The organism is Hymenobacter fastidiosus (assembly GCF_039539565.1).
Classification (GTDB): Bacteria; Bacteroidota; Bacteroidia; order Cytophagales; family Hymenobacteraceae; genus Hymenobacter; species Hymenobacter fastidiosus.
Genome location: NZ_BAABDJ010000037.1, coordinates 79118 through 92596, shown reverse-complemented (window position 1 = coordinate 92596; position 13479 = coordinate 79118). Strand labels below are relative to the sequence as shown.

The 13479-nt window shown below is 62.4% G+C and carries 13 protein-coding genes; 8 read left to right on the top strand and 5 right to left on the bottom strand.

The annotated features are described in order from the left end of the window. Positions 1-35: 35 nt before the first annotated feature. From ABD833_RS16600 to ABD833_RS16585, 4 genes are all read left to right on the top strand, one after another. On the top strand, positions 36-569 hold the full coding sequence (locus tag ABD833_RS16600; RefSeq protein WP_345074503.1) for a hypothetical protein: 534 nt from the start codon (positions 36-38) through the stop codon (positions 567-569). 426 nt (positions 570-995) lie between these two features. After that, complete coding sequence (locus ABD833_RS16595; RefSeq protein WP_345074501.1) at positions 996-2396, top strand: L-lactate MFS transporter; 1401 nt, start codon at positions 996-998, stop codon at positions 2394-2396. Positions 2397-2431: 35 nt separating this feature from the next. After that, the gene (locus ABD833_RS16590) at positions 2432-2572 is read left to right on the top strand and encodes an MFS transporter small subunit (protein WP_345074500.1); all 141 of its coding nucleotides are present in this window, start codon (positions 2432-2434) and stop codon (positions 2570-2572) included. 275 nt (positions 2573-2847) lie between these two features. Beyond that, positions 2848-3294, top strand: a complete 447-nt coding sequence (locus ABD833_RS16585; RefSeq protein WP_345074499.1) for a putative signal transducing protein — start codon at positions 2848-2850, stop codon at positions 3292-3294. Between the two features lie 34 nt (positions 3295-3328). On the opposite strand, the gene ABD833_RS16580 is transcribed toward ABD833_RS16585, so the two are convergent. Next, on the bottom strand, positions 3329-4549 hold the full coding sequence (locus tag ABD833_RS16580; RefSeq protein WP_345074497.1) for a molybdopterin molybdotransferase MoeA: 1221 nt from the start codon (positions 4547-4549) through the stop codon (positions 3329-3331). A gap of 458 nt (positions 4550-5007) precedes the next feature. On the opposite strand from ABD833_RS16580, the gene moaC reads away from it, so the two are divergent. Continuing rightward, entirely contained in the window at positions 5008-5499 is a 492-nt protein-coding gene (moaC, locus tag ABD833_RS16575; protein WP_345074496.1) for a cyclic pyranopterin monophosphate synthase MoaC, read from the top strand. Then, a complete protein-coding gene (locus tag ABD833_RS16570; RefSeq protein ID WP_345074495.1) occupies positions 5489-6670 on the top strand; it encodes an NTP transferase domain-containing protein in 1182 nt (393 codons plus the stop codon). Before moaC ends, ABD833_RS16570 begins: the two co-directional genes overlap by 11 nt. A gap of 303 nt (positions 6671-6973) precedes the next feature. Here ABD833_RS16570 and ABD833_RS16565 read toward each other — a convergent pair whose 3' ends face one another. Next, positions 6974-7390 (bottom strand): molybdenum cofactor biosynthesis protein MoaE, encoded by a 417-nt coding sequence (locus ABD833_RS16565; protein ID WP_345074494.1) that lies wholly within the window; start codon positions 7388-7390, stop codon positions 6974-6976. Positions 7391-7482: 92 nt separating this feature from the next. Beyond that, positions 7483-7725, bottom strand: coding sequence for a MoaD/ThiS family protein (locus ABD833_RS16560; protein ID WP_345074492.1), 243 nt, complete (start codon positions 7723-7725; stop codon positions 7483-7485). A 128-nt stretch (positions 7726-7853) separates the two neighbouring features. On the opposite strand from ABD833_RS16560, the gene moaA reads away from it, so the two are divergent. Continuing rightward, positions 7854-8861 carry a GTP 3',8-cyclase MoaA gene (gene moaA, locus ABD833_RS16555; RefSeq protein ID WP_345074491.1) on the top strand — a complete coding sequence of 336 codons (1008 nt, stop codon included), beginning with the start codon at positions 7854-7856 and terminating at the stop codon, positions 8859-8861. Positions 8862-9162: 301 nt separating this feature from the next. Next, the gene (locus ABD833_RS16550) at positions 9163-10434 is read left to right on the top strand and encodes a leucine-rich repeat domain-containing protein (protein WP_345074489.1); all 1272 of its coding nucleotides are present in this window, start codon (positions 9163-9165) and stop codon (positions 10432-10434) included. A gap of 5 nt (positions 10435-10439) precedes the next feature. On the opposite strand, the gene ABD833_RS16545 is transcribed toward ABD833_RS16550, so the two are convergent. Next, the gene (locus ABD833_RS16545) at positions 10440-11615 is read right to left on the bottom strand and encodes a putative sulfate/molybdate transporter (RefSeq protein WP_345074487.1); all 1176 of its coding nucleotides are present in this window, start codon (positions 11613-11615) and stop codon (positions 10440-10442) included. Positions 11616-11794: 179 nt separating this feature from the next. Further along, positions 11795-12904 (bottom strand): molybdopterin-synthase adenylyltransferase MoeB, encoded by a 1110-nt coding sequence (gene moeB / locus ABD833_RS16540; RefSeq protein WP_345074486.1) that lies wholly within the window; start codon positions 12902-12904, stop codon positions 11795-11797. Positions 12905-13479 lie beyond the last annotated feature (575 nt).

Below are 13479 nucleotides of genomic sequence, written 5' to 3'. Positions count from 1 at the left end.
AAATCTTCGGCGCCTGAATTGCGTACACCCGGGTTATGAAACGATCTGGTCTGTACTCCCTGCCCGCGGCGCTGCTGGCCGCCACGCTGCTTACCGCCTGCGACACAACCCCGCGGGAACGGCAGGAGATGGTTCGCAACGAAGCCCGTAATCTGGATAGCCTGACCGACCGCGCCGCGGCCAGGCTGAAAACCGCGGGCAACCGGGCTGCCCGCTTCGACTCCGTCTCGCGGCTGCGCAACCGCCAACCCCTGGATGCCGGCAGCTCCGCCACCTTCGCCACGGAACTACTGGGTACGTATGCCGGGGTTGAGCAGCTCACGCCAGTTATGATTGAGCCGGCTTACAAACAATTTTTGCAGCAGGTGCGGACCCGGCGTAACGACTGGACGCAACGCGACTGGGATTACGCCACGGCTACTTACAAGCGGCTGAACGAGCGACTGAAAGTTATCCGGCTGGATGTCCGGGGCCGCGACGAACTACACATTCGGGCCTTGCAGGCGGAGTTCACGGCAATGGAAACCAGCCGCGATGTGAAAGACCTGCGCGACGCCGTAAACGAGTAAAATCTGCTTTCCGCTTCTTTCAAAGCCCCGTCCGGTACGGGGCTTTTTGCGTCTGGGCGCTTTACGTTGGTATGCCCGCGGTTTGCTCAGTGCCTTGAACGTACCTGCTCGCAGCTCGACATGCGGCAAACGCTATTCCTTGTCGATACCAGCCAACCGTACGCAGGCCCACTGGTGAGCAGCCGCTCCAGCCCGCAAAGGCGGAGAAGTGCCCGCCTGACCAGCTATCCCTGCCAGGGTACCCAAACTACAACCTGATACCTATAACAGTTTAGCAAAAAATACCGGCCGTTCGGTCAGATCCTCCCACAAAGAGCCTAACTTCCCCGGCCTAAGCAGGTTGCCCCCTATTTTGACGGGTCCGCTAGTCTCTGACCCGCCTTGTTCCGCTCTTTCTTCTTCTTACCCAAAACTCCCCCTTTTCCCATGGCAACCGACTCTTTCCTGGACCGCCGCCGCACTATTGCCGGGCCGGGCTACAACCGCTGGCTGGTGCCCCCCGCCGCGCTGGCCATTCACCTGGCTATTGGCCAGGCGTATGCCTTCAGCGTATTCAAAAAGCCCATGGGAGCCCTTATCAGCGGCAACGTTGACAAGCCTGACGCCCTGGACTGGACGCCGGGGCAGCTGGCAGTGGTATTTTCCATTGCCATTGTACTGCTGGGGCTTTCGGCGGCGGTATTCGGGAAGTGGCTGGAGCGCGTAGGCCCCCGCAAAGCCATGCTGGCCTCGGCGCTCTGCTTCGGCGGTGGTTTCCTCATTGCCTCGTTAGGCGTTGAGCAGCACAACATCTGGCTGGTTTACTTCGGCTACGGCTTCGTGGGTGGCTGCGGCCTGGGCATCGGCTATATCTCCCCGGTAAGCACGCTTATCAAATGGTTTCCGGACCGCCCGGGCGTGGCTACGGGCATGGCCATTATGGGCTTTGGCGGCGGCGCTATGATTGGCTCCCCGCTGGCCGTGGCGCTCATGGCCCAGTTCAAGGACGTGGCTCCGATGGGAGTTGCGCCTACGTTCATTGCCATGGGCATCATTTACCTGATCTTCATGATGTTTGGGGTGTTCACCATCCGGGTACCGGCAGAAGGCTGGAAACCAGAGGGGTTCGTGCCCAACACCCAATCCAACGCCCTTATTACCACCGCCAACGTGGATGCCGACAACGCCATCAAGACTCCGCAGTTCTGGCTGCTGTGGGTGGTGCTGTGCATGAACGTGACGGCCGGAATCGGGGTGCTGGAATCAGCTTCGCCGCTGATTCAGGAATCTTTCTCCGATACGGCAATGGGCGTAGGCCGGGGCGTTACGGCCGCTGCTGCCGCCGGTTTCGTGGGGCTGCTGAGCTTATTTAACCTGCTGGGACGTTTCTTCTGGTCCTCGGCTTCCGACAAGCTGGGCCGCAAGCCCACCTACATGATTTACTTCGGGTTGGGCATCGTCTTGTATGCCCTGGTACCCACGCTGGCCGCTAATGCCTCGCTGACGCTGTTCGTAGTGGTCTGCTGCGTGATTATGAGTATGTACGGGGGCGGCTTTGCGACCATCCCGGCATATCTGCGCGATATGTTCGGCACCATGCAGGTGGGCGCCATCCACGGCCGCCTGCTCACCGCCTGGTCTACCGCCGGCGTGCTGGGCCCGCTGCTGGTAAACTACCTGCGCGACATGCAAAAGGCCAAGAACCTCACCGGCGCGGCAGCCTATGAAACGGTATTCTACACCATGGCCGGAGTGCTGGTCGTCGGCTTCATGGCCAACCTGCTGGTGACGGCCGTCAGTGCCCGCTACCACGTTAAGGAAGCGGCCCTGGCGAAGGTAATCGCCTGATTAGTCGCTGTTTTTCTCCGCTCACTTCCTCTCCCATGGAATCCAGAACCCCCTCCCCCACCGACGGTGCTGAAAGCTCCGGGCTGCAAATAGCTCTCGCCTGGCTATACGTCGGCGTACCCCTGCTGTGGGGCGTCTCGCAAACCTTTATCAAGGCTTTGGCCCTGTTCAACTAACCCGGCTACGCCCCCCTTCCGCGGCCCATGAGCCGTAAAACAAAAGAGCATTTGGCCCGCGGCCGAATGCTCTTTTGTTTGTTATTTACCGAAGCTCTTTAGAAAGTCAAGCAGTCTGTCATCCTGAGCAGAGCGCAGGACCTTATCCCGGCTGAACGCTACCCGCTCGATGAACTACCAGGCGTGATAAGGTCCTTCGCTGTGCTCAGGATGACAAACGCTTAGAAAAACCGACTTTCTAAACAGCTTCACCGTCTGCTTCTTAGCCTCCTTTCATGACCGCTCAGCCACCGGAAGATCGTATCGTGCTGCTCGAATCTTTTGCGGACCCCATTACGGCTCACCTGGCCAAAAGCCGGCTGGAAGCCGAGCAGATTCCCTGTTTTCTGACCAACGAAAATCTGGTGTCGCTCAACCGGCTCTACGGTCCGGCTTCGGGCGGCGTGCGCCTGCACGTGCGTCAGCAGGACGTAGCGGCGGCCGTCGATATCCTGCGCTACGAAACTGTATCCATGACGGCTTCCCCCGCCGACGACGCGACGCCCGCGGACGAGCGGCATTGCCCCAGGTGTAACTCGACCGATGTCGCTTTTGGGCCGGCCACGCGCAACACCTACAGCTGGCCCATGCTGCTGCTTTCCCTGCTATTGGCCTACCCGCTGCGGGGCAAACGGTACCACTGCTTTCATTGCCGCCACGAATTCAAGCGCTCCGAGGCCTGATGCCCGGAGCAGAATGCGGAGTACCGGTTCGGGGTCAGTGCCCGTCGCGGAAACGCACCAGCGGGAAGGCGTCGCCGGCCGGGAAGTACTCCTGTTGGGCGGGCAGCCGCAGGAAACCGTCGCACTGGAGCAGCGAAGCCAGGTCGCCGGAGCCACCGGCGGGCTGGGGGTGGGCCAGCAGGTGGCCGTAGGGCGAAGCCTCCAGCCGCACGGGCAAAAAGTGCGTCATCCGCGGCTTGAAAGTGAAAGTAGCCGCCAGCAGGGCCATCGGCTGAGGCGGCGTTGCCTGGGGCTGCTGGCATTGGCGCAGCCACGGTCGCACGTACTGGTAGAAGTTGACGAAGGTGGACACCGGATTTCCGGGCAAGGCAAACACTACCGCACCACCGGCCTGCTGCCCGAACCAGAACGGCTTGCCGGGCCGCTGCTGCACCTCATGAAAAAGCTGCTCCACCCCCAGCTCCCGCAGCACGCCCGGCAGAAAATCGGCCTGCCCCTTCGATACGCCCCCGCTCAGCACCAGCGCATCAAAATCAGCCAACAGCGGCGGCAGACCCTGGCGTAAGGCGTCCTGGTCGTCGTTGAAATGAAAAATCTCCCCTACCGCACCCGTTTCCTGGAGCGCAGCCTGCACCATGTAGGCATTGGAGCGCCGGATCTGGTAGGGCAGCGGGGCCTGATCCAGTTCCACCAGCTCGTCGCCGGTGCTGACTACGGCCACCCGCAACGCCCGCGCCACCACCACCACCGCGGCCCCCACGGTGGCGGCCACGGCAATTTCGGCGGGCCCGAGACGGGTGCCGATGGGCAGCAGCAGGTCGCCCTGCTGGCGGTCGGCGGCCTGGCGGTGGACGTTGTGGCCGGCTGCGGGGGGCGGCACCTGTACGCGGGCAATCCGCTGGCCGGCCTCCTCGTGGAAAATAATATCCTCGTAGCGCACCACCGTGTCAGCGCCCGGCGGCAGCATGGCCCCGGTCATGATTTCCACGGCGGCCCGTGGGTTGTGCAGGGGCTGCGGCGGGGCACCGGCCAGCTGGGTGGCCTCAATGGGGAAGTCGGTTTGCCCGGCGACGACGGCACCGTACGCTAAAGCAATGCCATCCATAGCCACCCGATCAAAGGGCGGGAAGTCGCGGTCGGCGTAGAGTGGGGCCTGCACTACCCGGCCGGTAGCGGCCGTCAGGGCAATGGTTTCGGTGGGCACGGGGCGGACCGTGCCCAGCACGAGGCGCGTGGCTTCTTCGACGGAAATCATGAGCGGCAGCGTTAGGAGCAAATACGGGAGAGCAACGCAAAGTAAGCCCGAACGAGGTAGAGTCGCTACCCTTCGCATCTCCCGCGGGCGGCAGCCGTTCAACCGGAGCGGGATTGGGCGTTCGGGCGGGGGCAGCACTATTCGTCCGGGCACAGTCGTTCGGCTGGGTCGTTCAATCCTGAGCCGCGGAGGGTCGCGTCATTCCCTCGCTCGGGCAGCTACATTCCGCCGTTTCCTGCAACTTTGGCCCCGCCCCCCGACTTTCCCGCTATGAGGCTGTTTAGGGTTTCGAAAAAGCTGTCATCCTGAGCGGAGCGAAGGACCTTATCACGTCCGTACCACTTGGAATTAGGCCAACATGAGCAGTCGTGAGAAGGTCCTTCGCAAGCGTACGCCAGATGAAGGATGACAAACGACGAAAAAACCGAACCCCTAAACAGGTTCTATACCTCTTTACTATGGCTGACCTCGCCTCAACCTTTACCCACCTCAACGCCGCCGGCCAGCCCGCCATGGTCGACGTAGGGGCCAAAATTCCCACCCGCCGCCTGGCCCGGGCCCGCAGCCGCGTGGTGCTGGGCGCCGAAATCCTGCAGCTGGTGCAGGCCGGCGACCTGCCCACGCGCAAGGGGCCGGTGTTTCAGACGGCTATTCTGGCCGGCATCATGGCTGCCAAGAAAACGGCCGACCTGATTCCGCTCTGCCACCCGCTGGGCCTCGACGACTGCCGGATTCAGATTGAAGTAGTGGAGCCCGACGCCATTCACATCATCTGCACAGCCACCGTGACGGGCAAAACGGGCGTGGAAATGGAGGCCCTGACCGGCGCTTCCGTAGCCGCCCTCACCGTGTATGATATGTGCAAGGCCCTGTCGCACGACATTGTGATTCAGGAAACCCGGCTGCTGGACAAAACCGGCGGCAAAAACGACTTCCACCATGCTGACTAACGACCCCAAGCCCCGCACCAAGCACGCCGCCCTGGCCCGGCCCGCCGTGGGTGAATTCGGCCGCCACGAGCTGGCCATCCTAGGCGCGCCCTGCGGCAGGATCAAGGAGCTGGTCACGCGGCTGCTGCCCCGGCTCTCGGCAACGCTGAGCGTGGGCTACGTGGATGCCGACCACGCCGCCGGCGACGACGCGGCCGACGGCGGGGCGGGCGGGGCCAGCGCCATCCTGCTGGCCGGGGCCAGTGCCGAGCTGACCGACAAGATTCAGTTCCGCCGCGTGGATCAGCGCCGGGAGCTGGACGGCTTTTCGCAGAAGGAAATGCTGGCTCACCAGAGTCTGGTGCTCGTCAACGGCAACCACTTCCGCGCCCAGCAGCAGATCATCATCCTCGACCCCGCCAAACCCCTGGACCGCAAGCTCGACCGCCTCACCGACGTGCAGCTGATCCTGCTGCCCGAAGGCGTGCGGGAGCTGCCGGAGTATCTGCTGGCGCATTTCGCCCAAAAAGGCCAGATCCCGACGATGCTGCTGGAGGATACGGAAGGCGTGGCGGCTTTTATCCGCCAATGGTGGCAGCTGCATCAGCCGCCCCTGCGCGGCCTCGTGCTGGCCGGGGGCCAGAGCCGGCGGATGCAAACCGACAAAGGCCGCCTGAGCTACCACGGGCAGGAGCAGCGCGCGTATGCCGCCCGGCTGCTGGTCGGCGTCTGCACCGACGTGCACGTTTCCTGCCGCCCCGACCAGGTAGCGGAGCTGCCCGCCGGCCTGCAACCTTTACCCGACCGGTTCCTGGACCTGGGCCCCATGGGCGGCATCCTGAGTGCCATGCAGCTGGACCCGAATGCCGCCTGGCTGGTAGTGGCCTGCGACCTGCCCTTTCTTTCGGCAGCCACCCTCCGTCATCTGGCACAGCACCGCAACGGAGCTAAAGTGGCCACGGCTTTTCAAAGCCCCGAAAACGAGTTTCCCGAGCCGCTGATTACCATCTGGGAGCCGCGCAGCTACGCGGTGCTGCTGCGCTTTCTGGGCCTGGGCTACTCCTGCCCCCGCAAGGCGCTCATCAACTCCGATATCGAGCTGCTGGCCGCGCCGGACCCGCAGGAGCTGCGCAACGTGAATACGCCGGAGGAGGCCGATGAGGCGCGGCAGGAGCTGGGTACGGAACCATAAAAAAGCACGTCATTCCGAGCGAAGTCGAGGAATCTCGCGTGCTGACGTCTGATTACTAACTGATGTTACGCAGCGCCTCACCCCCCGGCCCCCTCTCCGAAAAGGAGAGGGGGAGACGGACAATTAAAAAGCTGTTTATCCGCCAGTAGCGGACGATTGGCACCCCCTCTCCTTTTCGGAGAGGGGGCTGGGGGGGTGAGGCGCTACATAGGGCTGCGTAACATCAGTTACTAAGCCAACGACTGCCCGCGAGATTCCTCGACTTCGCTCGGAATGACGTTCTATTCCAATCTGAGCAACACGCTACGGGTGGGCGGCGACCCAGACGGAGCCGTCCTCGTACTCCTCCTTCTTCCAGATGGGCACCACCTGCTTGATGGTGTCGATGATGTACTGGCAGGCGGCAAACGAGTCGGCGCGGTGGGGGGTGGAAACGGCCACGACCACGGCCACGTCGCCGATGGCGAGCCGGCCTTTGCGGTGGGTGACGGCTACCTGGCATAGCATGGGCCACTTCTCCCGGGCCTGCTCGGCCACGCGGCGCATCTGGTGCAGGGCCATTTTGTCGTAGGCTTCGTAGTCGAGGCGCACCACCCGGCGGCCCGTGGACTGGTTGCGCACGGTGCCGATGAAGGTGTTCACCGCGCCCGCGCCCTCATCCTGCACGGATGCCAGCACGGCCGCCACGTCGATGGGCTGGTCGGTAAGTTGTATGTGCATGAAGATTATCAATGAACAATTATCAATTATCAATGAGCAATTACCCTGAAGCGACAGAACGACATTGTTCATTGCTCATTGATAATTGCTAATCAACCGCCGCTGACGGGCGGAATGAGGGCTAGTTCGTCGTTTTCCTGCAGCTGGTAGTCGTCGGTGGCGTAGTCGCTGTTGACGGCCACGGCAAAGCTGGTCAGCTCGCGCAGCGCCGGGTACTGGGTGCGCAGCTGTTCCATGAGGCCGGCCACGGACTGGTGGTCGGGCGTGGTCAGGTCCAGGGCGGAACTACCCACGATTTCTTTGGCGATGCCAAAAAGAGCAATTTTTAGTTTCATTTGTTGAGTCAGACGCCGGGGAGAAGTATACGCGACCCGGCGCGGAACGGAAAGGCGAAGTTGCCGTTTTTTGTTCTGAACCCCTTTGGCTGGTGTCAACGTTGAGGCACTACTAGTTTTCCTGCTCTATGTCCGTTGCTACTCCCGTTTTGTTCGATAACCACGGCCGCCCGCTCGAATACGTGCGCCTGGCCGTCACGGACCGCTGCAATCTGCGCTGCTTCTACTGCATGCCCGAGGAAGGGATTCAGTACCTGCCCAAACACGACCTGCTGACCTACGAGGAGATGGAGCGGGTGGTAGGCTTACTGGCCGGGCTGGGCGTACGTAAGGTGCGCCTCACCGGCGGGGAGCCCTTCGTGCGCCGCGACCTGGTGCCCTTCATCGGCCGCCTGGCGCAGATTCCCGGCATTCAGGACATCAGCCTGACCACCAACGGCGTACTCACCGAACCCCACATTCCGGAGCTGGTGCGCCTGGGCATCCGCACCGTCAACCTCAGCCTCGACACCCTGGACCGGGCCCGGTTCGCCGTCATCACCCGCCGCGACGAGCTGCCCCGGGTGCTCGACACGTTTTACGCCCTGCTGGCGGCCGGCATCCGGGTCAAAATCAACGCCGTGGTGATGGACGGGCAGAACACCCAGGATCTGGTAGCGTTGGCGGAGCTGACCCGCGACCTGCCGGTGGACGTGCGCTTCATTGAGGAAATGCCCTTCAACGGCGGCAGCCACGGCGCCATCCAGATTCCGTGGAGCCACGTGCGTATTCGGGAGCACCTGGAGCAGCACCTGGGCGCGCTAGCGCCGGTGCCGCAGCCCTACGGCGCCACGGCTTCGGAGTACAGCATCGTGGGCCACCAGGGCACGGTGGGCATCATCGCGGCCTACTCCCGCACGTTCTGCGGCACCTGCAACCGCCTGCGCCTCACGGCCGAGGGCGGCCTGAAAACCTGCCTCTACGACCAGGGCGTACTCGACGTGCGGGCCCTGCTGCGCGGCGGCGCTACGGATGCCGAGGTAACCGCCGCCCTGGCCCACGCCTTCCGCCACCGCGCCGCCGACGGCTTCGAGGCCGAGCGCCAGCGCCCGGTACACCAGCTCAGCTTCGAGTCGATGAGCACGATTGGGGGGTAGGGCTTGGCAGCGCAGAACTGCTTTCTTGGTCTGTCATCCTGAGCCAAGCGAAGGACCTTCCTGACCTACTGAACTCCGATAAATGTAAAAAGCCCCTTTGTCGCTGCGACGGCAAAGGGCTTTTGGCGTTGAATGCCGCTTATCGATTAAGGCAGCAAATTGCTTTGCTCAGGATGACAGCCGAAACCTCAATTGCACTTCCCCAGCCCCACCGCGTGGCATAATAAACCCCTATTTAAGAAGTCGTAGTTTGGCGTGAAAAATCAAGCATTATCCCGTTACAGATTAGATATACTCATCCATGCATTGGAAATCCACCTTTTGGCTGGTCTTCATCTTTCTGACAACGGCGGTGAGCTGTAAGCCCCTGAAAGGAGCTTATTGGCGCACCACTCGTCGGCAGCAAACGCAAACACAAACCAAGTACCTGCGCCAGGCCGATGTAGTCGGTGGCACGGAGCTGGATAGTGGCCGCTTCGAGGTGTTGCGCTACCGCTACTCTTCCGACCGCCCCAATATCAGCGACACGTGGTACAGCAAAGAGGTATTTCTACGCCTTACGCAGCTGAACAACCTCCCGGTAGGCCAGCCGGTAGCAGTGCCCAACGTCGCTTTCGCCGTCATTGGTTACGACCGGGCCACGTGGCATTTTGAGCCGTTTGAGAAGATTGCCGGCACCATTACCCGGCTGAATAATTCGCCCACTCAGCCTCGCCTGCGCTTCGATTTGCAATATGTTGATCGGAAGCAGCGGCAAAAGCGCTTGTTGCGGCGCACGTTTACTTTCCGGCTGGATTCCACCTATTTCCAGCGCACCCGCAAGGATTATCAAGGCCAGTACGACGACTTGCGCCTGGCCCTGAAAGAACCCGCAAAAGTCAAGAGCCTGGACCTGGTCACGTATGCCATCCAATATGAAAAACGCAACGGGCAGGACAGCGGCCCTGACACGCTGTATGCGCGCCTTGGGGAGCTACATAATCTGGAGGAGTTGAATTTGAGCCTGAGCCACCTGCCAGCGTTACCTCCGGGCTTCGCGAACCTGAAGCGGCTGAAGAAACTAGATTTGGGATACAATCACCTCACTCTGTTCCCTGCTGAGCTCTATCAGTTGGACAGCCTGCAGGAATTGAATCTGGCATGGAACCGCCTGGACAGCATTCCACCCTCCATAGCCCACCTGAAAAGCCTGCGCGTGCTTAACCTCGACGATAATCACTTGGTCCGCTATCCGGAAGCAGTGAATGCCCTGGTCAGCTTGCGGGAACTGCACTTGGGCAATGCCAACCTGCACGTGCTCCCCGGTAGTATAAGCCGGCTTCAGCACCTGGAGGTACTGGGGCTAAAAGGCTTCTGGAACAATAAGTATCGGAACCAAATGGTTGACCTGGGCGCCCTGCTGGCGCTACCTCAGCTGCGAAGCCTCAACTTGCAAGGCGGCCTTGCCGACAAACTGCCCGGGGCAATTTACCGGATGCCTAAGCTGGAGGAGCTTAACATTGAGTGGAACGACCTCGACTCCACCAGCATTGATCTTCGGCGCTTGCCAAATCTGAAGAAGCTGGAACGGTAGGCGTCTTACCTTCCCAACCCCACCCAGCCCCGCCGCATAGCATAGTATACCGCCGTGCCCACCACCAGCCCCACCAGGTAGCCGTAGGGCAGCCCGGCGCAAAGCAGCCCTACCAGCAGCGCCACCGTCAGGTCGGCTTTGCTGGTGACGATATCGCGCAACAAGGCGGCCAGCGTCAGGGCCTCGAACAGGAGCAGCACACCCAGAATCGGGAGGGGAAAAATCTGGACTACTTCGGCAAAGCCCTGGCTGAAAAACAGGCCCAGCACCAGAAATAATCCGCCGTACAGCACCACCGAGCCGCCCGTGCGGGCCCCGAAGGCGTAGTGCCCCACCAGCCCACCCGAGCCGTGGCACACCGGAAAGCCGCCGAAGAACGGGGCTACCAGATTCATGCAGGCGTAGGTGAAGCTGATCTGCCGCACCGTGACGTTGCGCTCGGGAAAGTGGTCGGCCAGCACCTGCCTGGTCGCCAGAATGGAGTTGCCGAGCGACAGCGGGATCTGGGGCAGGGCCAGCAGCAGGGCGCCGGTCAGGATGTCGGCGCGCTGCGGGATGTGGAAGCCGGGCAGGTGGAAGCCCACGGCTTTTTGGGCGGTGGCCAGGTCGAGCTTGAACACCAGCGCATACACCACGCCCAGGGCAATAACGATGAGAGCGGCGGGCCAGCGGCGGTTGCCGAGCAGGACCACCGTAATCAGAAACGCGGCGGCGGCCAGGGCAAACCCGGGCAGGCCATCGGCGGGCACGTATTCCCGGAGCGCCAGCGTGGCCAGCTGCAAGGCCAGCCCGAACTGGATGCCGCGCACCACGGGCTTGGGAATCAGGCGGGCCAGGGCGTCGATGAGGCCGGTAGCGGCCAGTACCAGCATGCTCAGGCCAATGGCCAGCCCGCCGCCGAAGATGACGCGGCCGGGAATCTGCTGGGCAATGACCAGGGCGGCAAAGGCCTTGAGCGGCTGCACCGGCATGGGCATCCCGTACCACAGCCCCGAAAACACCTGCATTAGCCCAAACACCACCAGCACCCCGGCGCTGTCCATGCCCGAAGCGGCAATGATGCCGATGAGCAGGGGTAAATCAGTCCCCAGATCCCCGAAGGCCCCGGCCAGCTCGTTGCGGTCGAAGCGGATGCGGCGGCGGGTAGAGGGTTGACTGGGGGTAGGATGAGTGGTTGGCAAAATAGGTAGCGGTTTTACAATAAGAGGACAAAGCTACCGGAACGTCATTACGGGCGTTCTGCGCATCAGGCAGAAACCGGGAAATTTCGAGTGCTGACGGCTGATTACTGGTTTAACGACCCCACGCGAGATTCCTCGGCTGCGCCCGGAACAACGTTCTGGGAGCTTTGTCAACATGCTCAGTACTGCGGCATGTCGGCATCTACGGTTTCGGCCCAGGCATTGATGCCGCCCTGCAGGTTGAGCAGGTTGTCGAAGCCAAACTCGCTTTGCAGGCGGGCCACGGCTCTGGCGCTGCGGCCGCCCTTGTGGCAATACACCACCACCGGATGATGGCGCGGAATGCCGGCCAGGCCCAGCTCCAGACTACCAAGCGGCACCAGCGCCGCCCCGGGCAGGTGGCAGAGGGCGTACTCGTCCGGCTCGCGCACGTCCAGCAGAAACGGGGGGGCGGCCGAGTTGAGCTGGAGCTGAAGCTGGGGCGCGGTCAGGCTGGCCAGGCCGGGCTGGCAGAGCTCGGCATAGTCCGTGGGGTCCGAGGTGTCGAGGCTGATGTGGGCCCGTTCGGCGTGGCGGGGAAACTTCAGCAGGCGCGTCTGAAACGACAGCGCGTCGAACACCCAGAGCCGGCCCCGGAGCACTTCGCCCAGCCCCAGAATCACCTTGAGGGCCTCCGTGGCCTGGGCGCAGCCGATAATTCCCGGCAGCACGCCCAGCACGCCGGTAGTGTCGCAGTTGGGGGCCTCGGCGGCGGAGGGCGGCGTGGGAAACAGGCAGCGGTAGGTGGGGCCACCCTCGAAGTTGAACACCGAAACCTGCCCCTCAAACTTGTAGATGGCCCCCGAAATCAGCGGCCGGCCCACGCTCACGCAGGCATCGTTGAGCAGGTAGCGGGTGGGGAAGTTATCGGAGCCATCCACCACCACGTCGTAGCGCGAAACCAGCTCGCGCACCGCGGCGCGGTCGACACGCTGGGGGTAGATCTGGCAGCTCACCAATGGGTTCAGGCGCTGCACGGCGCGGGCGGCGGCTTCGGCTTTGTTCTGGCCCAGGTCGGCGGGGCCAAACAGGATCTGGCGCTGCAAATTGCTGGCGGCCACCTCGTCGCCGTCGGCAATACCCAGGATGCCCACGCCGGCGGCGGCCAGATACTGGAGCACCGGGCAGCCCAGGCCGCCCGCGCCCACCACCAGCACGCGGGCCGCCTTCAGCTTTTCCTGCCCGGCTTCGCCGATTTCGGGTAACTGCAGGTGGCGGCGGTAGCGTTGGCGTTCGTCGGGAGTAAGCATCTTTTTCGATTAACAATTATCAATGAGCAATTATCAACTGCTGTTACGCGCCGAATTGTCGGGTGGTCTGGAAACGGTCTTTTCCGAAGCAGCGCAAGCTTCTTTCCGGTATCCTGCGCGACTCACTGCGTAACAGCAGGTACCAAGTACGGGGAATTCCGGTAGCGCCGGGCCGGGCCGGACGGCTATCCGCAGGCGGCAGTACCGGGAAGTTGCATTTCGCGACCCGGTGTGGCTCCCTGAAGCAATCCTAAAGCTGTTGATCAGCGCATCGCGACGTGCAACTTCGCGTTACAAGGTAGGCGGTACGCTACCGCTGGAAATATGCTAACTTTTGAACCAGGCCGCAGGTTTAAAGCCAACCGATATCCGTCCGCCCCATCCGCGCTGCCGGGGGAAATTGCCCATTGATATAGCAGTTTGGTGAACGGTATGGCTGCCGGTCCGGCGGCTTTTTCAGCCGTCGGGCCGGTTTCCGTTAGCTGACGCGGTTCAGGCGGCATGGCGCAAGCGACGACCGGTCCGGCGGCTGAAAAAGCCGCCGGACCGGCAGCCACACCGCTGTAAGTACTCAT